The organism is Novosphingobium sp. BL-S-19 (genome assembly GCF_055521675.1).
Map to the genome: position 1 here is coordinate 1,698,224 of NZ_CM145497.1, position 22,966 is coordinate 1,721,189.

Below are 22,966 nucleotides of genomic sequence, written 5' to 3' on the forward strand. Positions count from 1 at the left end.
AGTAAACCATTCCGGACGGCGGCATGGCCGCCGCCACGAACGGGCAACGTTATCTAAATCGGCATACTCGATTCAATAGATCCGATCTGAATTTTAAACAGATCGTCGATATTTCATTGAATAGATTGTCGTTTTACTCCTATGAAAGGGCGTGATCGACTCAGGACGATCCGATCCGGCATTTCCGATGTTAGTCGCAGGAGGCAGCGTGGCCGAATCGATTTCGCATTCGACAGGTCGAAGCAGAACTCCGCATCCGCGGTTATCCGGACCAGAACCCGCTTTCCGATCGCGCACGAAATTGCGGCAAGCCTTGCTGTGCGCCGCGGCCACCACGGTGCTGCTGCCCGTCGCCGCAGAGGAAGCCTTCGCACAACAATGTGTGTCCATAACCTCCGGCGTGGTGACGTGCTCCGGCTCAGTCGCGGGTGGATATTCGTCAAGCAACATGGATCTTATCGAGGAGATCCTTCCCGGCGCCACGCTGAACGGCCCACTGATCGCGCAGGGAACTGGCGATGTACAGATCAACAACGCCGGATCGATCCTGAATTTCCCTGCCGCCGTCACTCTGGACGGCGCAGGTGGGTTTACCAAGACGCTGAACAACAACGGCGTCATCAACGGCAATCTGGTCGGCACCGGGGCCGGACGCATCGTTTTCAACCAGAACGGGGACATGAACGGAACCGTCCAGATCGACGGCACCGGCATCAACGATATTACGATCGGAACCGGCCACAGCATCCAATCGGTGGACATCGTCGGCAGCGACAATTCGCTGGACAATTCCGGCGTCATCAACGGCCAGTTGTTGCTGGACGGAACCAGCGCGAACCTCGTGGTCAATCGGTCCGTCCTCAACGCGGTCGAAATCGATGGTGACGGGCAGAACACGCTGTTCAATATCGCCACGATCAACGGCACGGTGAACTTCAACAGCAACGGCAGCGTGTTCGTCCAGAATACCGGGCTGATCTCCAACAGCGTCCTCAGCACCGGCTCTTCGGCGGATTTCATCGACAATGCCGGCAATATCAGCGGAGCGGTCGAAACCGGGGATGGCAACGACGTGGTGATCAACCGCGTCGGGACGGTCAATACCACCCTCGGCCCGCAGCGCGGAATCAGCACCGGCGTCAATACCGGCGCCGGCGATGACGTGTTCATGATGCTGGGCGGTGAGATAAACGGCGCCGTCATGCTGGGCGAGGGCAAGGACTTTGCCTTCATGACCGGCGGCACGCTGACCAATCCGCTTCAGACGCAGGACGGGGACGATCTCCTCTATTGGTCGGGCGGCACGATGAATGCCGTCGACATGGGCAATGACAACGATACGGCTCTGTTCTTCCAGCTTACGCCCACCAACATGGCCAACAACATGCCGATCGATGGCGGCCTTGGCGACGACCGGCTGATTTTCGACCAGACCGCCGGGGACAGCGTCTCGCGCTTCTACAATTGGGAAGAGATCGACCTGATCAGCGGATCGTCGCTGACCTTTTCCAACTATGCGACGTTGCGGCTGGGCGATTCCGGCACCGGCACGGGGCAGCTCTATATCGATGCGACCAGCACCGTCTATGCGGGCGGAGGCACGCACAATGTGATGCCCTACCAGTCACAGAGTTTGGTGACGGTGGCCAATTACGGGCTGATCGACCTGACCAACGCCGGCGACAGCGTGACGGACCGCTTCGCGGTCTATGGCAATTACTATGGCGGCAGCGGCCGGCTGGCGATCCAGACGCAATTGGGGGACGACAATTCTCCGTCCGACCGGCTGGTGATCAGCGGCCAAGGTGCGCAAGGATATGGGTCGACCGCGATCAGCGTCACCAATGTCAACGGCCCCGGCGATCTGACGACGGCCGACGGTATCCGCGTCGTGGACGCGGCTAATGGCGCGCAGACCACGAATGGCGCCTTCTCGCTGGCCGCTCCGGTTGCCGCCGGCCTCTACGAATACCAACTCTATCGCGGCGGTGTGACGGCCGGCACCGAAAACAGCTGGTTCCTGCGCTCCGAGATCATCACGCCGACGCCAACGCCTGTGCCGGTACCAACTCCCACGCCTGTGCCGGTTCCAACCCCGACGCCCGTGCCGGTGCCAACTCCGACGCCCGTGCCGGTGCCAACTCCGACGCCCGTGCCGGTGCCAACTCCGACGCCCGTGCCGGTGCCGACCCCGACGCCCGTGCCGGTGCCGACCCCGACGCCCGTGCCGGTGCCGACCCCGACGCCCGTGCCGGTTCCAACGCCAACTCCAACTCCAACTCCAACTCCAACTCCAACTCCAACTCCGACTCCGACTCCGGTCCCAATACCGACGCCTACGCCGACACCCACTCCGCCACCTACCCCAACGCCCGTGCCGGTTCCAACGCCGACGCCCGTGCCGGTCCCAACCCCTACTCCAACGCCGCCGCCAACGCCGGTGCCAACGCCGATTCCGACAATCCGACCGGAGATCCCGTCCATTTCGCTCGTCCCGGCGATTGCGCAGGAATTGGGCCTCGGCGTGCTGGGAACTTTCCATGAGCGGCAGGGCGATCAGTTGATCAAGTCGGGCGACGGAATTGCTCCGTCAGTCTGGGGCCGCCTCTATGGAGACAGTCGCAAGCAAACCGCCGACCAGACCGTCGTGCGCGCCGATTACCAGCTTGCGCCGACGTTCGATGGTCACGTCTGGGGCATCCAGGCCGGTTTCGATGTCTATTCGCGCAACTACGCCGATGGCCAACAGGTGCGCTTCGGCGCGTTCTATGCCCACAGCGAGGCATCCGGAACCACGCGCGGCAACGTGCTGGGCGTGCAGGACGCGCTGGCCGGCAGCATGAACCTGAAATCGGAGAATGCGGGCGGCTATGCCACCTACATCGGCAGCAACCAGTGGTATGTGGACCTCGTCGGGATGTATTCCTGGCTGTCCGGCCACGGCGGATCGTATCGCGATGTGAATGCCCGGTTCAAGGGCCACTCCTATCTGTTCTCCGCAGAGGCGGGCTATCCGTTCAAGCTGGCGGATGACTGGACGCTGGAGGCGCAGGGCCAGTTCATCGTCCAGAATGTCTCGATCGACCCGACGGCGGACCTCTTTGCGGCCATCAATTTCGACGATGTTACCACCTATACCGGCCGCCTCACCGCGCGGATCGAGCATGTGGCGACCACCGAAACGGCATTTTTCCAGCCGTTCCTCCACGTCGATCTCTGGCACAACTTCGCGGGAAAGAACGACATTCTGTTCAACACCAATGTCCTGGAGCTACAGAGCGAGAGCACGACGCTGAAACTGGGAACGGGCTTCACCACCATGCTCCGGCCCGGCATCGAGCTGCACGCCGGTGTTGATTGGGCCAAGGGGCTGGCACAGGGGAAATACGATGCCATCGGCGGCAATATCGGCTTACGTATCGTCTGGTAGGGAGTGAGAGGGCACGGCCCTTTCGTTTACTGCTCACCCGATTACCATGGCGCTGGCTGAACTCGCCGCCGTACCGATTTGGGGATCGTCGCCTGCAATGAAGCTTACGTGTTACGTCTATTCGGGGTGGAAGCCGCGTATTCGCGCCGCGTCCCAGACGCGTGGCTGGATGGATGCCACGCCCGAGCGCTTCGCCTATCGCTGCCTGCCGCTGGACATCGCCAATTCCCATGGCTGGGAGATCTTGAGCCCGGTCGGCTTCGAAGCCGAGTGGAACGGCGGCAGCGACCCTGAAGACGTGATTATCCGCCGCGATCCTGGATACACGCGGGACGCATTGCCGGTCGCGCTATTCGGTACAGGCGTGCTTACCTTCCATGTCGAGGGACTGTTCCGCACCGAACCGGGCATCAATCTCTGGGCCGGCGGCCCGCCCAACGCCGCCAAGGACGGCATCGCGCCGCTTTCCGGCCTGATCGAGACGGATTGGTCGCCCTACAGTTTCACGATGAACTGGCGCTTCACACGGCCCAATCACGTGATCCGCTTCGAGGAAAACGAACCGTTCTGCTTCATCTTCCCGATCGGCCGTGCCGCGATCGAACAGGTAGAGCCGGAAATCCGCCCGATCGAGGAAGCGCCCGAACTCAAAGCGCAATTCGAATCCTGGAGCGCCGGCCGCGATGCCTTTCACGCCCGAATGGCGGCCGATCCTCCCTCTGCGCCGACGGACAAGTGGCAGAAATATTATTTTCGCGGCACTTACGCCTCCGGCGCGCCCGGCCCTGCCGATCACAAGACCAAGCTGCGGCTTGCCGAATTCAAGGGGGCGGAGGCGTTTCATGCCGGGCCGGCTCATGCCGATACGCCGCTGCATTCGAAATGCCCGCACGCCGCCGGCAATGGTACGCAGCAAGTGTCGCGACAGCCGGCCGGCAAGCTGGAATGGATCATGGAATCGATCCAGCGACTGGGCGCCCTTTCCGATAACCGCCAGATCCCGCGCTACGACGCGATCGACAGGCAGGCCTTCCTCGATCGCCACTATGCCGCCAACTGGCCGGCCCTGCTGACCGGAGAGCTTGCCGATTGGCCGGCCCTGCAGCGCTGGACGCCGGAGTACCTGAAAGCGAAGATCGGCGCCGCCCCGGTCGAAGTGCAGGCCGGTCGCAGCGGCAACGCCGACTTCGAACGCAGCATGGATGCGCACAAGACCACCATGCCGTTCGACATGTTCATAGATCGCATCAGTGCGCCGGGCGCGGGCAACGATCTCTATCTCACCGCCTACAATGCCGGGGCGAACGCGGCGGCGCTGGCACCGCTAACCGCCGATCTGGGCTTTCTGGACAAGTTCCTGACGCGGGAGGTCGAACGGCCGCACGGCATGACCTGGATCGGGCCGCTGGGAACCTTCACCCCGCTCCACCACGATCTGACCAACAACCTGCTGCTGCAATTGGCCGGCAGCAAGCGGATCCTGCTCGCCAGCCCGCTGGAAGGGCCGCGCATCCACAACGACTATCATGTCTACAGCGAGATCAAGGACCTGATGGAGCCGGACGTGATCGACCGCTTCCCCTCCCTAAAAGGCATGCGCGTCCATCAGGTCGATCTGATGGCGGGGGAAGCGCTGTTCATCCCGTTGGGCTGGTGGCACCAGGTCACCTCCACCGATTTCAGCGTGACCATCACCCACACCAATTTTCACTGGCCGAACGATTTCTATCGCAATTACCCGCAGGGCTAGATCAGGTAGACGCTCTACCCCAGCTTAGCAGCAGCGCCCACCATTCTTGCCGCCATACCGCGCCTCCTGCCGATCGCGGAAGAATGCCACGCGGTCCATCACCGGGCGCTCAGGATGGTGCGCGCGCATGTGGGCGAGGTAGTCCTCGTAATCGGGCAGGCCGACCATCAGGTGGAGCGACCGGCGCAGGGTGGTGAACGGGCCGCTCATGCCGTCACCACCGTTCCCACGACTTCGCTTGTGGTCGGCACCGCGCTGCGGCGGGAGGCGATGCAGGTGCGCAGGCTGAATATCAGCAACGCCAGCACCACCGCCAGGAACACCCCAACGAGTGCGGCGTCGATGCGGTCGTTGAAGATCACCTGCCGCATTTCGGCAAGCGACTTGGCCGGCGCCAGCACCTGCCCGGCATCGGCCGCCGCTTCGAACTTGGCAGCGTGGGCTAGGAAGCCGACTTTCGGGTCGGTAGCAAACAGCTTCAGCCATCCGGCCGTGCCGGTGCAGAGCAGCAACCATGCCGCCGGCAGTGCCGTCACCCAGACGTAGCGGTCCTGCTTCATGCGGAACAGCACCACGGTTCCCAGCATCAGCGCAATCGCCGCCAGCATCTGGTTGGCGATGCCGAACACCGGCCATAGCGTGTTCACCCCGCCCAGTGGATCGGACACGCCCTGATGCAGGAAGAAGCCCCAGGCCGCGACGCACAGGCCCGTTGCGACAAGGCCTGGGACCATGCCCTCATTCTTGCCGAAGCGCGGAACGGCGATGGCGATCAGGTCCTGCAGCATGAACCGCCCGGCACGCGTACCGGCATCGACGGCGGTTAGGATGAACAGCGCTTCGAACAGGATGGCGAAGTGATACCAGAACGCCTTCATCGCCGGCCCGCCGACCACGTGGGAGAAGATTTCGGCCATGGCGACGGCCAAAGTCGGCGCTCCGCCCGCGCGGGAGATGATCGTGTGCTCGCCCAGATCGCGCGCGGTCTGCACCAGCGTATCGGCGGACAGCGGATAGCCCATGGCGGTGACGGCCTGCGCCACCTGATGCGGGTCCGTGCCGATCACCGCGGCCGGGCTGTTCATTGCGAAGTAGATGCCGGGATCGAGGATGGAGGCACCGATCAGCGCCATGATCGCCACGAAGGCCTCCATCAGCATCGCGCCATAGCCGATCATCGGCGCGTCCGCCTCGGTGGCGATCAGCTTCGGCGTGGTGCCACTGGCGATCAGCGCGTGAAATCCGGAAACCGCGCCGCAGGCGATGGTGATGAACAAGAACGGAAACAGCGCGCCGGACCATACCGGCCCGCCATTGGCGGCAAAAGCGGTCAGTGCGGGCATGCGCAGCGGCGGCGCCATGATGACGATGCCCACCGCCAGCGCACAGATCGCGCCGATCTTCAGAAACGTCGAAAGATAGTCGCGCGGGGCCAGCAGCAGCCAGACCGGCAACACGGAGGCAATCGCGCCGTAGCCGATGAGGATCCAGCAAAGCTGTATCGGTGTCAGCGTGAACAGCGGCCCCCAGAACGGCGACTGTGCGACCCACTGCCCGCAGATCAGCGCGAAGATCAGGCCGATCAGCCCCAGTACGGAGACTTCGCCGATCCGCCCGGGCCGGATCCAGCGGGTATAGCCGCCCATCAGCAGCGCCAGCGGCACTGTCGCGGCGACCGTGAACAGGCCCCACGGGCTGGCCGCCAGCGCCTTGACGACGATCAGCGCCAGCACCGCAAGAATGATGATCATGATCAGGAACGCACCGAACAGCGCGATCACCCCGGCCGCCTGCCCCATCTCCATGCGCACGAGTTCGCCCAGCGAACGCCCGTCGCGCCGCATGGAGACGAACAGCACCATGAAGTCCTGCACCGCGCCTGCAAGCACGACGCCGACGATGATCCAGAGCGTTCCCGGCAGATAGCCCATCTGTGCGGCCAACACCGGCCCCACCAGCGGGCCGGCACCGGCAATCGCGGCAAAGTGGTGCCCGAACAGCACGCGCCGGTCCGTCGCCACATAGTCCAGCCCGTCCGCGCGGTATATCGCCGGGGTAGGCCGCGCGGGATCTATCCGCATGACCTTGCTGGCGATGAAACGCGCATAGAAGCGGTAGGCGACAAGGAAGGAGCAGACCGCCGCGATCAGGATCCACAAGGCATTGATCGGCTCCCCGCGCGACAGGCCGACGACTGCCAGCGAAACCGTGGCCACCAGGGCCATGACTATCCAGCCGATCCTGTGCACGGCGCGTTACCTCTTCCCTTGCCTCTTGAACCTCGGGTTTGCGCAGGAATGCACCGCGCCTGCAAGTGCTTGTGACGCGGAATGGTCAGTTCATCCGTCCGTGCGCTTTTCCAGGAACGGAATCGAAAGGCCCCGCTCGGGTCACCAGTTCATCTTCTTCACCTCGAACCGGGTCACCAGAATTTAGTCCGGCCATCGGCGCCCGGAAGGCGGCGGGACTCTCCCCGTTTCAAACTGTGGCGGCGGAAAACCACGCCACCGCGTCGCGCACCGTTTCGGACAGGGGTCGCGGCTTCCAGCCGAGTTCCCTCTGCGCTTTCTCGTGGCTGAGTTCCCGGAACGCGTCGGAAAGATAGACGGCATCGGTGCTGATCACATAGTCCTTGCGGCGCGTCAGCTTCATCAGGGTCTCTCCGATCCACGCAATGGCATAGGCCGCGCGATAGGGGAGGATGCGCGGCATCGGCAGCCCGCGCTGGGCCACGGCCAGGCCATAGAACTCGCGCGCGTGGACATATTCGTTGGCGATGATGTACCGCTCCCCCACCCGGCCCCGGGTTTCCGCCAGCAGCGCGGCTTCGGCAACGTCGCGGATATCGACCGTCGGCTGGCTGCAACTGACGACAAGCTTGTGCTTGCCTGATGCCACCTGCCACAGCGCACCGTTGTGCGGCGTCGGCTGATAGTCCTGCGGCCCGTAAGTATTGGCGACACACAAGGCCACGCCGGGCAGCCCCTTTTCGCGGCAATAGGCCAGGAAACGCTCTTCCGCCTCCAGACGGGCACGGATGTAAGGCGGCGCCCGGTCTCGCCAGTTGAAGGGGATGTCTTCCGTTACCGGGCCATCGGGATTGAGCCCCAGCGTACCCATCGTGCTGGTGAAGATGAAGCGCTCCACCCCGCAGGCCAGCGCGGCATCCATGCCGTTCACCAGCCCCTCCACATTGTTGCGGTAGATCGGCGTCTGGTCGGTCAACCAGAAGCGCGGGTCCACCACGCTGTAGAACACCGTGGCGCATCCCGTCATCGCAGCGCGCAGGGATGCGGGATCGAGCACATCGCCGTGGACGATCTCCACCGGCAAGCCTTCCAGTGCATCAGTCCGGCTGGTCTTGCGCAGCAGCACCCGCACCTTGCGACCGCGCTGCGTCAGCAGGCGCACGATATGGCTGCCCACAAAGCCGCTGGCCCCCGCCACCAGTACCGGCCTTTCGTCCACTTCGCCCATCGTCGCATCCCCGATCGTTTCGCGGAACTCCTCTTCACCTTGGCGGCCGATGCAATGGAGCATGGCGAACCATCGGTGCGACGATGCGGTTTAGAGTATTTTCTAATCAGGTGGAATCACCTGATGACTCGGAAAATACGACAAACCAAAAACTTAGCCGCAAATTCCCCACCCTCCCGGGCGGCGCATCGCCGTTACGGATATTGATGGATTGCATGACTCATTCCATGCTCTAACCGGATCGGGACAGCGACGGGAGTGGGGACGTGAAGATCAGGAAGCGGGGCGTTATCAATTACCTACTGAGCCCGCGGCAAACCAGCATCGCCCAACCCGGACCTGAAAAGTGATGCGGCGCACTTTCAACCTGGGGCCGTGCGTTGCTGCGATAGGCGCGCTGGCATTCTTCATCTGGAACATCGCACGCTTCTTCCCGAATGGAGCAGGTCGATTAGGGTACGACTACGGCCTGTTCATGCCGTGGTTCACCGCTGGATATTTCTGGCAGACAGTGAATGGCCCGCTGACACCGGCTGAGTACATTCCGTCATTCTGCGGCGGTGTACCGTTCCTTTTCAACCCGCAATCGGTATTCTGGTCACTGCCGCAAGCGCTGATGGCGATATTCACGCCCCTTACCAGCTTTGTCATTTCCTGGGTATTCTTCGGCCTTGCCGGAGCCGGCGGCATGTATGCGCTGCTGCGGCGTGTCTATGCCGTCTCGACGACCTCTGCGCTTTTGGGTTCCGCGCTCTTTCTGCTGAATGGTTTTTATACCACGCGCATGATCATCGGCCACGTGACCTTCCATGGCGTCATGCTTCTACCGCTAATCGCCCTGCTGGTCTTTGCCCGGCCTGTCGGTGCCATAAGTAGCAGTTCTCCCAGCGACGGATTCCGGACCAATGCCGAGCGAATGATCGGCCCTGCCGCGCGCTGTATTCTGGCCGGGTTACTATTGGCCTACCTGTTCTACAGCGGAGGGACCAACACCATCCTTCCGATGATGCTTGCCATGGTCACATTGGCGTTGCTGCTTGTTTACCGTGGAGGCTGGCATCGCGGTATTGCTCCGGTGGCTGTGATCGCCGCGCTGCTTTGCCTTGCCTTGTGCGCTTACAAGCTGCTGCCTGCCCTCGCCTTTGCCGGCCACGTCACGCGGCCAGTAAGCCTGCGCATGACTGGAAATCTCGTTGCCTTGGCAGGCGGGGCCGTCATGTCGCTGTTCGCGCCCCAGGCATTGGCCTTTCTCCCCGCCGACAAGCTTGTGCTTGATCGCGTGGAGTTTGAATATGGGGTCGGCATCGTCCCGCTGCTGGTTCTGGGCGCCGCCATCTGGGCTGCAGTCCGTCGCGGAGATCTGACAGCGCGCAGGGTGTTCAGGTCCTGGCCGCTGATCGTCGCGCTGGCGTTGGTGTTGACCATACCGATCTTGCTGAACTGGGATGCCTTGGGTTTGCGCTGGCTGGTTCTGCATCTTCCAGTTGTTAAGATGATGTCGGTTCTGCTGCGCTTCTGGTTCGTCTACATCCCTTTTCTGTGCGTTCTGACGGCATTGTTGATGGACTACCTCATCGCCGATCCGGACCGGCGCGCCTGGTGGGTCACCGCCGCCATCGCCTTGACGATCGCACAAGCCGCCGCCACCGATATGACTTACTACGAGACCCAGGGCTATGATCCCGCGCCGCTACTGGCCGCCTATTCTCGCGTCGCGGCCGGGGCCGCGGTGCCACAGATCGAACGGATCGCGGACCCATGGATGATCGGTGGACAGATCCGTTCCAATGACGCTGGCAGAAATGCCGCCATGGTCGACGGGACGAGTAGCTTCCCCTGCTATGAGCCGATGTTCGGGTATCGCATGGAGGTGTTCCGAAGGGCGCAGCTCACGACCGGTCCTGTGCTTGAAACGCACGGTCAATGGCTCAATCTCAAGAACCCCGCCTGCTACACCTATCCAACAGAAAACAGCTGCCGCCCCGGCGACGAATTCACATCCAATCAGCGCAAACAGGCAGAGGCATTCCGAAGCTATCGCCCGTTCGAGCACGCCTGGCCGGTGCGCCAGTATGTGGCGGCGTACGTCAGTCTCGCTGCGCTGGTCCTCAGCCTCCTTGCATTAGCGAGCTTCGCTCTAATGGCGATCATTCGCAACGCAGCAGGATCGCCCGCTCAACCGGTCGCCTCTCCTCCGGCCAATTAAAACCAGACAAAGGCGCGATAGGGCGAAGGAAAAACGCCTGTTTATCAATCCCGTCGCATCGCCCCTCGCGCCGACCGAAATGCTCAGAACGGTGCGTAACCGAACGGAGTTCGGCCACTGCCCGCGTCCCTCGTTCATTCCAACCCGTCATACACGGTGAAGGTCTAGACGCGCGCGATGAAGCGCGAATGCAACGTCTGCCTGCCGATCATCCCGCTCTTTTCCCCGCTCTGCGATTGTATCAGATCGACCGGTCCCTAAAAGGCGCTCGCATCGCCGGCACACGTCCCGCCGGGTCTGCAAGAAATGGAGATCGCCCGAATGCTCGCTAAAAGGCTGGCGCTGAAGTTCATGGCCTTGATGCTGATGGCGGTTTGCGTGCCGAGCGCGACGTTCGCGCAATCGTCTCCGCTGACATCCCTATCCTCGAACCTTGCGAAGGCAGAAACCGATATCCGGTCGGTCGATCAATCGATGGACGCGCGGATGAGCGACAGCGACCGGAAGCTGGCTTTGGCCAAGGTTCTGGCCGCCAAATCTTCGGCAGCCGACACCAGTGCCAAGCTGCAGGAACAGCTCACGCTGCTCGACGCGAAGCTGGAGGGCCTCGGTCCCCAGTCGAGCAGCGGGGAAGCGCCTGACATTCAGCGCCAGCGGGCAAGCCTTGCAAAACAGCGCTCCGCCATCGATTCCGCGATCAAGCGCGGTAACTTGCTGGCCGTTGAGGCCCAGCAGTTGGCCGACGAGATTTCGGAGAGCCAGGCGCAGCAACTGGGTGAGAAGCTTTCCGCACGCTCCCCCTCCCCGCTTGCGCCGGGTTTCTGGAACGCCCTTGCCCATGCCTGGCCCAGAGACAGCAGGCGAGTGGCCCTGTTCGTCCATCAGGGCCAAGCGCAACTGGCGTACAGTTTCGAGAAGGGCATGCCCTGGCTTGCTTTGCTAGGTCTTGCAGTCGGTTTTGTCATTCTGGTTCCGCTTCGCGCGATAGTGCGGCGCGCCGGGCGAAAGATGTTGACCGAAGGGTTTCCCGCGCGCTCCGTCCGCCGGTCGGCCAATGCCTTGTGGCGGGTTCTGGTCGGCACGCTTACGCCGCTCCTCGCCGCTCTGTCGCTCATTCAGGGTCTGCGGTGGGCCTCGATGGTACCCGAGGGCTGGGATACGCTGGCGGGCACGTTCGTTGCCGCTTCTGCATTCTCCGGCTTCACCATGTCGGTCTTGGGGGCGCTGCTGATGCGCAGCCAGCCCTCGTGGCGAATTGCGCGGCTCAGCGATGAGGCCGCCTCCCGTCTGCGGCCCTATACGATCGTTCTGGGATGCCTCGCGTTTTGCGCGATCATGCTGGGCGCGTTGAATCAGGCAATGGGGACCAGTGCGACGTCCACGGCCTGCACTCAGGCCATTCTCGCCCTCGGCCATATTCTCCTGATCGGCGCGACACTGATCACCCTCGGCCGTCTACGCTCCGCGAAGTCCGGCGGGGCCAGCGAGCAAGTCAATGCCGGGCTCGGGCTGGTCAACCTGCTGGCCTGGCTGGCCGTGAGCGGCGCTTTTCTGGCACTGCTTGCCGGATACTTCAGTCTCAGCCTTTTCGTGCTTCAGATGATCGCCTGGGCTGTCGTCCTCGCCGCCGGCGTCTACCTGTTGATGACAGCGATCGACGATGTCGCGTCTACGGTTTTTGACCGTTCCAGCCCTTTCGGAAACGCCCTGGTCCGCAGCCTGGGGTTGCGCGGGAGCGCGATCGACCAATTTGGCGTCCTGCTCTCGGGCGTCCTGCGCGTTACGGTTGCGATACTGGCACTCGGCATGCTGCTCTCCCCGTTCGGCGCAGGAAACGTGGACAGCCTGTTCGGCCGCCTTGGTCTCCTGGCACAAGGGTTCGAGGTCGGCGGCGTCAGCGTATCACCCGGTGCGCTGGTACGAGGGGGACTGGTCCTCTTCATGGGCCTTACCCTGGTCAAAGCCTTCATGCGCTGGCTCGATCATCGCTACTTGCCTGCCACCGACCTGGACGGCAGCGGGCGCAATTCGGTCAGTCTCGTCGCGCGCTACGTCGGCGTCGCGCTGGCCGTGATCTGGGGATTGGCGTCGCTCGGGATCGGCATTGAACGCATAGCCATTCTCCTGTCGGCACTCTCCGTCGGCATCGGCTTCGGTCTTCAGGCGATCACCCAGAATTTCGTATCCGGCCTCATTCTCCTCGCCGAACGGCCCATCAAGATCGGAGATCTCGTCCGCGTAGGTACGGACGAAGGCGACGTAAAACGTATCAGCGTCCGATCGACCGAGATCGAACTGGGCGATCACTCCACCCTGATCGTTCCGAATTCGGAACTCATCACGAAGACAGTCCTCAACAAAACGCTCGCCAGTCCACTGGGCCGCCTGCAAATCCAGTTTTCAGTGCCCATCGACGTCGATGCCGACGAAATTCGCAAGATCGTGCTCGAAACCTATGCGGGCGAAGAGAGCGTGCTCAGTGAACCCGCCCCTTCGGTCTTCATCGATTCCATCGCCGATGGGCGTATATTCTTCAACAGCTTCGCCCATGTGGCCACACCGCGCGCCGCCTACAGTGCCCGGAGCAACTCCTTTGCGACTCTCCTTCGCCGATTCCGCCAGGAAGGAATCCAGATCGGCACAGTTCCGCAGCGGCTGGAGCTTGTGGGCGCGTTGGCAAATGAGCAATCCGTCTGAATTCGCCGCTGTCCCGCCGCTTGCGTCTCCTCACTTTTATGTCACCGGGGCATAATCCATGGCTCGCAAGTCACTGAGGATATCTGGCCCGGTCGGCTGCCAGCGAAGCACTTGGCGCGTCCACGCACTGGATGCCGGCATGTCGAGGCTGGCGAACATCGCGAACCAGCCGAAGTGCGCAGCCGCATCCTCCGGCTTCAGCGCAACGAGCGGCAGGCCCAACCCCGTCGCGACCACTTCGGCAATCGACCGTGCGGAGATGCCTTCCTCTGCCACCGCGTGGTAGCGGGCGCCGGCCTCTCCGCGCTCCACAGCCGATACATAGAGCTTCGCCACGTCCAGCACATGTGCCGCCGGCCAGCGGTTCGCCCCCTCCCCGACATAAGCGACGACGCCCTTTTGGCGGGCGATGTCGATATAGGGGGAGATCAACCCCTGCCGCACCGTGTCATGGACCTGCGGCAGCCGCATGGCCGATACGTTCACACCGGCGTCGAGCAGGCCCTGCGCGGTGCGTTCCGATATCGTGCGGGGATTGGGATGGTCCAGATTGAACACATCCTCCCGCGCCAGCCCGCCATCTGCGGGCGTACCCATGCCGGTGCCGGAGGTGATGATCAGCGGACGGTCCGTGCCTTTCAGCACGGTGCCGAGCGCGGCGATTACCCGGCCGTCTTTTTCGCAATTGGCCACGAAGTTGGAAAAGTCGTGATCGAAAGCGGTGTGGATCACGGCGTCGGCATCGGCCGCACCGGCGGCAAGTTGCTCCGGATCCTCCAGCGATCCGAGATGCACTTCGGCACCCGTAGCCTTTAGGGAAGCAGCGCCCGCGTCGGACCGCGTGAGGCCGACAACCTGGCGGCCGGCGGCCAGCAGTTCGGGCACGATGCGAGAGCCGATGAAGCCGGTGGCACCTGTCAGGAATACGCGCATGAATGGAAACTCCGATTGGGGGAGTCGCTCTTTCGGCTTTCGCATCTTCCTGTTAAAGTAGTGACGTTATCATGGTATAGCCGTCAACAGGATCGCCCGTGCCGCAAAAGTCCGCCACCGCTGAAGACAACGCTCTTGGGACTTTTCTGCGCGATCGCCGGATGCGCCTCGACCCGGCAACTTTCGGCTTTCCTGCCGAACGTCGGCGCACGCCGGGCTTACGGCGCGAGGAAGTCGCGCAGCGCTCCAACATCAGCGCCACCTGGTACACCTGGCTTGAACAGGGCCGCGGCGGCGCGCCTTCCGCAGACGTGCTTGACCGGCTTGCCGCCGGCATGATGCTGACCGAGCCGGAGCGTGAGCACCTTTTCATCCTGGCTTTCGGTCATCCACCCGAAGCCCGTTACCGCCAGTCGGAAGGGATTACTCCGCGCCTGCAACGCGTGCTGGACGCCTTTCCGATTAGCCCGGCCATCATCCGCACCGCGACCTGGGACGTACTGGCCTGGAACGTGGCGGCGGCCGCCGTGCTGACCGACTATTCCACGCTCCCCCGCGAAGAACGCAATATCCTGCGGCTGATGTTCTCGAACGAACGCATTCAGGCCGCCCAGGAAGACTGGCGAACGGTGGCCCGATACGTCGTCGGCGCGTTTCGGGCCGATGCCGCGCGCGCCGGCGCAGGCTCGGAGATAATGCAACTGGTGGAGGAACTTTCCCGTCAGAGCCCCGAATTTGCGGCGCTGTGGCGGGACAATGAAGTCGTGGGGCACGGCGACGGCGTCAAGCGTCTTTCCCATCATATGATCGGCCCAATTGAGCTGGAATTCTCGACTTTCGCGGTGGAGGGACGCCCCGATCTCACCATGATGGTCTACAATCCGGCAACGGCGGAAACTGCCGGCCGACTGAAGAGATTGATTCAGGAAACTGCGGAAGCTGGACCAACACTTTCTGTTTGAAACCCGCCGGTCCATGTCCAGCTCGGCAACAACCGCCGACAGAGCGGTCGTTGACCACCTCATCTCGGTTTCCGGATAGCAGCCGTCGTCGTTCACGGGTGCGGCGTTAACAACCCACTTTGGGGCTGTGCCCTAAGCCCCTGAAGCAAACAAGATCACGGCAACCAAAGCCGCAAGCGCCACAAGCGCCAGAACGAGGCCCAGCATTATTGGAAAGAACTGTCGGTGCATCGTGATCGGTGAGCCCACCTGGTCGGAGGAACCCCTGCCAGATATTCTCGCCCGATTTGGGGCGCTCCAGTCATCGGTGGGAGATAGCATATCCGGACCGCTTACCTGACTTACAAGTGCAAGCCTTTCAAACGCGACCGCCATCCTTTGCTCGTCGATGTATTTGCAGATCGCTTGGGCTTCCAGATCATCGTTGGCCGATGTGGGCAGTCGCTGGAGAAGACGGCCGATCTGGGCATCCAGGTCATGCAGCCGGTCGATCGCTTCCAGCACGCCGCGCCTGTCGCCCTTTCTCAGAGCAAGCTGAAGCCGCGTGAGCGACAGACTGTTGGCCCGGCAGATCTGCAGTCCGAGATGAACGTCCTTATGGAGAGCGTCCTCGTCAGTGCGGGGAATATCGCGATCCCGGCGCTCCGGTGAACAGGTGCTCATAGTCGTCTCCGCTTTTCCATGCTCCCGCTAAAGCGAATAGGCGCCTTTGGAGAGACCGAAAGCGGTCTGAGATTGACTGAGCGCTCCTCAGGCCAAGACGGTGTGAATGCCGAAGGCTATCAGCCTCCTCTCTTGCCTTGAAGCGGACGCCTTGGCGGGAACCGGCCATTCATTCGGCAGACGCGGCGCGGGATCTCGCCTCGACAAGCAAAGCCTGCATTTCTTCTCCCGATCGCATCATTCGCTTTCCGTTTCGCTTGCTGGCTTCGCCTTGTCCGGAGAGGTCCCCGTGCCGTCGAAAGCGCTAATCCGGAATGCAAAGCGGGTGGGTTCGAGGCGGGTGCGGTATTGGGGCATGGGCTTGCCGAATTCGCTCCATTGCGTATCGCCGCCTACGCCCCACTGGGCACCGTCGATCAGCAAAGTGCCGTGGTCATGCGGCCTGATGTCGGTGGACTTCCACGTGCCGGGCGCGTGCCGGTCAAGATCCTCATAAGGGAAGGCCAGCGCATTCGCCATCAAAGGGCCGCTCCCTTCGACACGCAGGCCCGTGCCCGTGCCCGTGCCCGTGCCCGATACCTCGATCCAGCGCACGTCCACTTTGTTACCAGTCTCCTGCGGCCGGATGTAGTCATGGTTCTGCCCCGCCAAAGGCCCCCGCCAGAGGCCGATGGGCGCCGATGTCTTGCGGTCGACATAGCTTTCGTGCGGCCCGCGTCCGTACCATTCGACCGTATCCAGATCGGTTGGCAGGTTGAATTCCAGCCCCACCCGGAACGGCGGCGGTAATTGGGGATTGAGCGGTGTGAGTTCGCCCGAAACCGTAACGGAACCGTCACCCTCCATGCGGTAGCTGAGCGCAAAACGCGCGTCGCCCTTGCCCAGATCGTAGGTGACCGCGATCTCCCGCGCGCCGCCATCGACCGCGCGCGCCGTGACGGCCGTGACCTTGCGTTCGTGGCTCAAGGTCTTCCACACCGCCAGTTGGCGCTCTGTTCCGATGCCAATGTCGTTGTCCGTCACCGCACGCCAGAAGTTGGGCGTGCCTCCAGATGCCAACAGCTGGCCATTGCGGGCGTAAGACTTGAGCAACCCCGTCTTGCGGTCCACCGTCAAGCTGACACCGCCTGCCGAGAGTTCGATTACTCCGCCCTTTTCCGAAGTCGATACCGGCCCTGCGACCGCCGGCGCAAGGACACGTGCCCCCGGATTAAGCGCGAACTGCTCCCAGCCGATCACCCGCCCATCCTCCACCGCCGGCACGGCTAGTGCCTTGGCGTGAGCCCGGATGGTCACGAAATACTCCGCCCCGGCGCGGAGGGGGAACGTCCCGATCGGTAGCGTCAGCGTGCCCGCCTGATGAGCGGTCACGCCTGGAGCTGGCAGCACGCCTTGCGCCACGGCAATGCCGTTCTCCAGCAGTTCCCAATCGAACGTAAAGCCCGAAAGGTCGATGAAATCGTGCCTGTTGCGCACGGTGACACGGCCTGTCGCCGGATCGAATCCGTCGAACTGGATCGGCGCATAGACCTTGCGCACTTCGAACAGCGCCGGGTTCGGGGTACGATCCGATTGCAACAGCCCGTCGCCGAATTCGATATCCCCGCCCGGATTGGGGCCATATTCGCCGCCATCGCCCCAATATCGGCGCCCGTCCTTGGTATATCGGTACATCGACTGGTCCACCCAATCCCAGACGAAGCCGCCCTGCAGCTTGTTAGGATAAGCGTAGATCGTGTCCCAGTATTCCTTCAGATTTCCGCCCGAATTGCCCATCATGTGGGCATATTCGCACTGGATCATCGGCTGCTTGAAGTTCCAGTTCGTGGCATAGTCGACCATCTTTTCCACCGGATCGTACATCGGCGCATAGATGTCCGCGTACCAGTTGGGGCGATGGTCGCTGATCCCGTCCCATGTGCCCCACCCCAGATAGCTTACCAGACGGTCCGGATCGCGCGCCTTCACCGCTGCGGCGGCAGCGGCGAAGTTCGGACCGATGCCCGCCTCGTTCCCCAGCGACCAGAAGATGACCGAGGGGTGGTTCTTGTCCCGCTCCACCGTGTTCACCGCACGGCTGACATGCGCGTCCTTCCACGCAGGATCGAAGCCCAGCTGGAATTCCGCCCGATGTTCCGGATGCTTGTTGGCATAGTCCATGTAGGCATGGCTCTCCAGGTTCGCCTCATCCATGACATAGAGGCCATAGCGATCGGCAAGCTCATAGAGGCGTGGATCGTTCGGATAATGCGATGTGCGGATCGCGTTGATATTGTTTTGCTTCATCAACCGGATGTCGCGCTCCATCGACTCCAGCGAGATCACATGGAAGGTTTCCGGATCGTGCTCGTGCCGATTGACGCCGCGAATGGTGATCGGCTTGCCGTTCACAGTGACAAGGCCGTTCCGGATCGCGACATTGCGAAAGCCGATGCGTGCGTAAGTCGATTGGATGATGCGCCCCTTGGCGTCGTAGAGTTCGACCAGCAGGAAATAGAGGTTGGGGGTTTCCGCGGTCCACGGCTTCACGCCCGGCAGGCGGCCGGTGAGCGTGACCGCACGTTCGGCCTGTCCGGCAGAGACCTGCTGCCTCCCTTCCAGAACCGTGCGGTCTCCGTCCATCAGAACATAGCGCGCGCTCGTCGCCGCGCCGGGCGTGACCGCGACGTCGATAGCCAGCGTGCCGGTGGTAAAGCCGTCGTCCAGCCCGGCATGGACGAAGAAGTCTCGGATACGCGTTTTCGGCGCCGCCATCAGGAACACCTCACGCTCGATGCCCGAAACGCGCCAGAAATCCTGATCTTCGAGGTAGGACCCATCGGACCAGCGGAACACCTGGATGGCCACCGTATTGCGGCCCGCGTGGACGAAGCGCGTCACGTCGAATTCGGACGGCAGCTTGCTGTCTTCGGAGTAGCCGACCTTCTGACCGTTCACCCAGACATAGTAAGCCGATCCCGCCGCGCCGATGTGCAGGATCACGTCTTCTCCGCTCCATCCCGCCGGAACGTCGACGTCGCGGCGGTATGAGCCGACCGGATTGGTTGCGTGGGGGATCAGCGGGCGATTGGCCGGAAAGGGATACGTGATGTTGTTGTAGCGCGGCTGGTCGAACCCTTCCGCCTGCCAGTCGGCGGGAACCTTGATCGATTTCCAGCCCGACACGTCGTATTCGGGCTTTTCGAATCCGGCCGGCAGCGCATCGGCGTTGGGCGAGAGAGCGAACTTCCACTCGCCGTTCAACAGCAGGAACCGGGACGAGTGCGTACGATGGCCGGCAATGGCACGTTCGCGGCTTTCGAACGGGAACCCGGTCGCGCGGGGCGGCAGCTTGCCGATCGCGTTGACGGCAGGATTTTCCCAATCCGGACGGGACGGATCGACCTGCACCGGCTGCACTTGCGGCGGCTGGGCCTGCGCCGTGGTTGCAGCCGTCAATGCGATACCGGCTGCCGCCGCGCGCCAATTCCCCATGCGAGACACCTAATTCCCTCCCGTTATCGCAGCTGGCAGATGTCGAGGACGTCCATGTCCTCGTAATCCAGGTTCTCGCCCGCCATGGCCCAGATGAAGCTGTAGTTGCGCGTGCCCGCGCCCATGTGCACCGACCATGGGGGAGAGATCACCACATCCTCGTTTCCCATGACGATGTGGCGCAAGTCGTCCGGCCGGCCCATGTAGTGAAAGACCCGGTCGTCCTGCTCCAGATCGAAGTAGAGGTAGATTTCCGAGCGCCGCTCATGAACGTGCGGGGGCATCGTGTTCCATACGCTTCCCGGTTCCAGCCGGGTCAGTCCCAGGCAGATGGAGGCGCTCTGGCACGTATGCGGCAGGATCAACTGATAGATCGTGCGCGCATTGGAATTCTCCAGACTGCCGCGCTGCATGACATTGGCCTCCGCCGTGCCCACCTTGCGCAAGGGAAATGCCGCGTGCGCAGGCACGCTCAGCAGATAGAAGCGTGCACCCTCGCCTGCGAAGCTAAGCGTTTCGGTGCCCATCGGCACGTAGAGTGCCTCGTACTTGGCCAGCGAAAACGCCTGTCCATCGGCGTTGACCGTCCCCTCGCCCACGCCAATGTTGATCACCGTCAGCTCGCGTCGTTCCAGCAGTGAGTGCCCGGCGGCGCTTTCCGGTTCGGTCTGGCGCGGCAGCACCAGCGGCTCGCCCCCCGGCACGGCGCCGCCGATGATGAAGCGTTCGCCGTGCGAATAGGTCAGCACGATCTCACCCGCGCGGAACAGGCCCGAAACGAGATGCCGTTCCCGCAAGTCCTCGTTGCTAGCGCCCTGCATCATGCCGGGATGGATCCCGTAGTAGGTCTTTTCGAACAAGGATCGTCTCCGTCAGCGCGGCTTGCGGTCGAGTTCCGCCACCGCCGTCGCGGCAAGCAGGAAGGCGCCAACGCCGAAGTACTGGGTGTCGCTGGGCAGAACCTGATCGGGGCGATCGCCCACTTGCTGCACCCAGCCAAGGCGGCCGTCCGGCTGGATCGCGCGTTCCAGCGCCGCCCAGCCCTTGCGCACCACCGGTTCGTACTCATCCCTCGGCAGCAGTCCCTGATTGATGCCCCAGGCGATGCCATACGTGTAGAACGCCGTGCCGCTGGTTTCGGGCGGAGAGTTTTCCGGGGCAAGGAGCGAGGGTGCCCAGTAGCCGTCCGGCTTCTGCAAGCTTTTCACCTTGGCCGCCATGTCCTTGAACAGCGCCTCCATCCGCGTGCGGTCGGCGCTGCCGGTATCGAGTTGCGGGATCACCCGCGCCATGCCGCCGAACACCCAGCCGTTGCCACGGCTCCAGAACACCTTTCGGCCCTTGTCGCGCCGTTCGAAGAAGCGGCTGTCGCGGTAGTAGAGATGTTCGACCGGGTCATAGAGGAAGTCCGTGGTCGCCCAGAACTCCTTCATCGCGAAAGTCAGGTAACGGTTGTCGCCGGTCCGGCGGGACAATTCCACGAAAGCGGGCGGAGCCATGAACAATGCATCGCACCAGCACCAGCGCTTGAGGCACTCGGTCGCCCCATAGCCTTCGGGCGGGATGGCGAAGGCCAGAGTGGTGATCGCGGGCTTGTCTACCACGGTGTCGAAGGCGGCTCTGGTCGGTGCCAGCGCCGCCTCTCCGCCGCCGTGCCCGGCAGCCCAGACATAGGCCTGCGCGATGGCCTGATCGTCGGCGAAGTAGAGGTTGTCGCCCGGACGCCATGCGTTGCGGCGGCCCATCGCCAGCACCGCTTCGGTAATCCGGGGCGGCGCGCCGGCATCGGCGAGCGCAGTCATGCCGACCCAGAATACCGCCTGCTCCCACCCGCGGGTCTTGCGCGTCTCGTCCGTGGCGCGGGGGATGTGCGAGAGATCGTCGAGATGGGCGAGCTGCCAATCGGCGAGCTTCACCGCTGCGGCCAGCGGCGACTTTGCAGGCTGGGCCGCAACAGGCTTAGCAGCAGATTGGGGCGCTTGCGCGGCAAAAGCAGGTGTCGCCATGGCCGCACAGACGATCGCGGCGGGGATCAGGTTTCGGATAGTCACGAGGCAAGCTCTCCTGTCGGGGTCAGGCGGGGGCTGATGAGGTGAAGCGCCACTAGGGCGACGAGGTAGGCGCATCCGGCAACCATGAAGATCGGTGCATAGCTGCCGGTCAACTGCAGAACGGTGCCGACGAACTTGGCGATCAGCATACCGCCTATCGCACCGGCCGTACCGCCGATGCCGACGACCGAGCCCACGGCCGCGCGCGGGAACAGGTCTGACGGCAGCGTCAGGATATTCGCGGAGAAGGCCTGATGCCCGGCAGTCGCCAAGCCGATCAGCAGCACGGCCAGCCACAGATTGTTCACCGACTGGACGGTCATCACCGGCATCACCACCAGCGCGCAACCCAGCAGGGTCAGCTTGCGGGCGGCATTGACGCTCCAGCCCCGCGCGATCAGGCGCGAGGATATCCAGCCGCCCGCCACGCTGCCAAGGTCCGACATCAGGTAAATGACGACCAGCGGCGGGCCGAAGCTCTTGAGATCCAGCCCATAGCGTTTGCCCAGGAAGTCCGGCAGCCAGAACAGGAACATCCACCAGATGGGATCGATGCAGAACTTCGGGATAGCATAGGCCCAGGTCTGGCGCACCGCGAACAGCCGCCCCCAGGGCAGCCGCTCTGCCGGTTGGACGGGATCGCTGCGGATATAGGCCAGTTCTTCCGGCGAGACCCGTGGATGCTCCTCCGGCCGGCGATAGATCGCCAGCCATGCCGCCACCCATACCAGACTGGCCAGCCCCGTGGCGATGAACGCCGCCCGCCAGCCGTACGCGATCGCGATGGCCGGCACGATCAGCGGCGTGGCGATCGCGCCCACATTGGCACCGGCGTTGAACAGGCCGATCGCAAAGGCCCGCTCGCGCTGCGGGAACCAGTCTGCCACGACCTTCAGGCCGGCCGGGAAGTTCCCCGCTTCACCCACGCCCAATGCGAAGCGAACCACGATGAACTGGATGACGCTGCCGACCAGGCCATGCGCCGCATGCGCCAGCGTCCAGAACGTGAAGGCCACCGCATAGCCCAGCCGCGCGCCCACAGCATCGATGAAGCGCCCCATCGCCAGAAAGCCCAGCGCATAGGCGCACTGGAACCAGAACACGATGTCTGCATATTCGCGTTCGCTCCAGCCCAGATCGGCTTGCAGCACCGGCTTCAGCACGCCGATCATCTGGCGGTCGACATAGTTGATCGCAGTCGCCGCGAACAGCAGGCCGCAGATCGCCCAGCGATAGCGCCCGGCCCTGCCCGCGGCCCGTTCGACGACAGGCTGTTCCAAGATTTCCCGCGGCATTTGCTGCATTATCATCCCCTCGCGAAAG

General features: G+C 63.0%; 14 protein-coding genes. 5 read left to right on the top strand and 9 right to left on the bottom strand.

Annotated elements, in window-relative coordinates; genetic code table 11:
- Positions 1 to 448 precede the first annotated feature (448 nt).
- Positions 449 to 3,430, top strand: a complete 2,982-nt coding sequence (locus ACZ1JV_RS07155; protein ID WP_465148981.1) for an autotransporter family protein — start codon at positions 449 to 451, stop codon at positions 3,428 to 3,430.
- Between the two features lie 97 nt (positions 3,431 to 3,527).
- Complete coding sequence (locus tag ACZ1JV_RS07160) at positions 3,528 to 5,180, top strand: DUF6065 family protein (RefSeq protein ID WP_465148982.1); 1,653 nt, start codon at positions 3,528 to 3,530, stop codon at positions 5,178 to 5,180.
- Positions 5,181 to 5,204: 24 nt separating this feature from the next.
- Here the strand turns inward: ACZ1JV_RS07160 and ACZ1JV_RS07165 are convergent, their stop codons facing one another.
- The 3 genes from ACZ1JV_RS07165 to ACZ1JV_RS07175 form a co-directional block, all read right to left on the bottom strand.
- Positions 5,205 to 5,390: a YbdD/YjiX family protein gene (locus tag ACZ1JV_RS07165; protein WP_465148983.1), complete on the bottom strand. Its 186-nt coding sequence runs from the start codon at positions 5,388 to 5,390 to the stop codon at positions 5,205 to 5,207.
- Positions 5,387 to 7,405: a carbon starvation CstA family protein gene (locus tag ACZ1JV_RS07170; RefSeq protein ID WP_465149790.1), complete on the bottom strand. Its 2,019-nt coding sequence runs from the start codon at positions 7,403 to 7,405 to the stop codon at positions 5,387 to 5,389. The genes ACZ1JV_RS07165 and ACZ1JV_RS07170 overlap by 4 nt, the downstream gene beginning before the upstream one ends.
- Positions 7,406 to 7,658: 253 nt before the next feature.
- A complete protein-coding gene (locus tag ACZ1JV_RS07175) occupies positions 7,659 to 8,720 on the bottom strand; it encodes an NAD-dependent epimerase/dehydratase family protein (protein WP_465148984.1) in 1,062 nt (353 codons plus the stop codon).
- Positions 8,721 to 9,006: 286 nt separating this feature from the next.
- Here ACZ1JV_RS07175 and ACZ1JV_RS07180 point away from each other — a divergent pair, with 286 nt between their 5' ends.
- Both ACZ1JV_RS07180 and ACZ1JV_RS07185 read left to right on the top strand, forming a co-directional pair.
- Positions 9,007 to 10,863, top strand: coding sequence for a hypothetical protein (locus ACZ1JV_RS07180; RefSeq protein WP_465148985.1), 1,857 nt, complete (start codon positions 9,007 to 9,009; stop codon positions 10,861 to 10,863).
- A 306-nt stretch (positions 10,864 to 11,169) separates the two neighbouring features.
- Complete coding sequence (locus ACZ1JV_RS07185; RefSeq protein WP_465148986.1) at positions 11,170 to 13,560, top strand: DUF3772 domain-containing protein; 2,391 nt, start codon at positions 11,170 to 11,172, stop codon at positions 13,558 to 13,560.
- A gap of 36 nt (positions 13,561 to 13,596) precedes the next feature.
- Here ACZ1JV_RS07185 and ACZ1JV_RS07190 read toward each other — a convergent pair whose 3' ends face one another.
- Positions 13,597 to 14,493, bottom strand: coding sequence for an SDR family oxidoreductase (locus ACZ1JV_RS07190; RefSeq protein WP_465148987.1), 897 nt, complete (start codon positions 14,491 to 14,493; stop codon positions 13,597 to 13,599).
- Positions 14,494 to 14,654: 161 nt separating this feature from the next.
- Here ACZ1JV_RS07190 and ACZ1JV_RS07195 point away from each other — a divergent pair, with 161 nt between their 5' ends.
- Positions 14,655 to 15,455 carry a helix-turn-helix transcriptional regulator gene (locus ACZ1JV_RS07195; RefSeq protein ID WP_465148988.1) on the top strand — a complete coding sequence of 267 codons (801 nt, stop codon included), beginning with the start codon at positions 14,655 to 14,657 and terminating at the stop codon, positions 15,453 to 15,455.
- A 132-nt stretch (positions 15,456 to 15,587) separates the two neighbouring features.
- On the opposite strand, the gene ACZ1JV_RS07200 is transcribed toward ACZ1JV_RS07195, so the two are convergent.
- The 5 genes from ACZ1JV_RS07200 to ACZ1JV_RS07220 form a co-directional block, all read right to left on the bottom strand.
- A complete protein-coding gene (locus ACZ1JV_RS07200) occupies positions 15,588 to 16,118 on the bottom strand; it encodes a hypothetical protein (protein WP_465148989.1) in 531 nt (176 codons plus the stop codon).
- Positions 16,119 to 16,355: 237 nt separating this feature from the next.
- Entirely contained in the window at positions 16,356 to 19,592 is a 3,237-nt protein-coding gene (locus ACZ1JV_RS07205; protein ID WP_465148990.1) for a glycoside hydrolase family 2 TIM barrel-domain containing protein, read from the bottom strand.
- Between the two features lie 23 nt (positions 19,593 to 19,615).
- Positions 19,616 to 20,452 (bottom strand): 5-dehydro-4-deoxy-D-glucuronate isomerase, encoded by an 837-nt coding sequence (gene kduI / locus ACZ1JV_RS07210; protein ID WP_465148991.1) that lies wholly within the window; start codon positions 20,450 to 20,452, stop codon positions 19,616 to 19,618.
- A gap of 12 nt (positions 20,453 to 20,464) precedes the next feature.
- Positions 20,465 to 21,643 (bottom strand): glycoside hydrolase family 88/105 protein, encoded by a 1,179-nt coding sequence (locus ACZ1JV_RS07215; protein WP_465148992.1) that lies wholly within the window; start codon positions 21,641 to 21,643, stop codon positions 20,465 to 20,467.
- Complete coding sequence (locus ACZ1JV_RS07220) at positions 21,640 to 22,938, bottom strand: MFS transporter (RefSeq protein ID WP_465148993.1); 1,299 nt, start codon at positions 22,936 to 22,938, stop codon at positions 21,640 to 21,642. The genes ACZ1JV_RS07215 and ACZ1JV_RS07220 overlap by 4 nt, the downstream gene beginning before the upstream one ends.
- Positions 22,939 to 22,966 lie beyond the last annotated feature (28 nt).

Bases quoted from the DNA above. Each gene is read 5' to 3' on its own strand.
- ACZ1JV_RS07155 (WP_465148981.1), top strand. From the start codon at position 449: ATGGATCTTATCGAGGAGATCCTTCCCGGCGCCACGCTGAACGGCCCA.
- ACZ1JV_RS07160 (WP_465148982.1), top strand. From the start codon at position 3,528: ATGAAGCTTACGTGTTACGTCTATTCGGGGTGGAAGCCGCGTATTCGC.
- ACZ1JV_RS07165 (WP_465148983.1), bottom strand. From the start codon at position 5,390: ATGAGCGGCCCGTTCACCACCCTGCGCCGGTCGCTCCACCTGATGGTC.
- ACZ1JV_RS07170 (WP_465149790.1), bottom strand. From the start codon at position 7,405: ATGGCCCTGGTGGCCACGGTTTCGCTGGCAGTCGTCGGCCTGTCGCGC.
- ACZ1JV_RS07175 (WP_465148984.1), bottom strand. From the start codon at position 8,720: ATGCTCCATTGCATCGGCCGCCAAGGTGAAGAGGAGTTCCGCGAAACG.
- ACZ1JV_RS07180 (WP_465148985.1), top strand. From the start codon at position 9,007: ATGCGGCGCACTTTCAACCTGGGGCCGTGCGTTGCTGCGATAGGCGCG.
- ACZ1JV_RS07185 (WP_465148986.1), top strand. From the start codon at position 11,170: ATGGAGATCGCCCGAATGCTCGCTAAAAGGCTGGCGCTGAAGTTCATG.
- ACZ1JV_RS07190 (WP_465148987.1), bottom strand. From the start codon at position 14,493: ATGCGCGTATTCCTGACAGGTGCCACCGGCTTCATCGGCTCTCGCATC.
- ACZ1JV_RS07195 (WP_465148988.1), top strand. From the start codon at position 14,655: ATGCGCCTCGACCCGGCAACTTTCGGCTTTCCTGCCGAACGTCGGCGC.
- ACZ1JV_RS07200 (WP_465148989.1), bottom strand. From the start codon at position 16,118: ATGAGCACCTGTTCACCGGAGCGCCGGGATCGCGATATTCCCCGCACT.
- ACZ1JV_RS07205 (WP_465148990.1), bottom strand. From the start codon at position 19,592: ATGGGGAATTGGCGCGCGGCGGCAGCCGGTATCGCATTGACGGCTGCA.
- ACZ1JV_RS07220 (WP_465148993.1), bottom strand. From the start codon at position 22,938: ATGCCGCGGGAAATCTTGGAACAGCCTGTCGTCGAACGGGCCGCGGGC.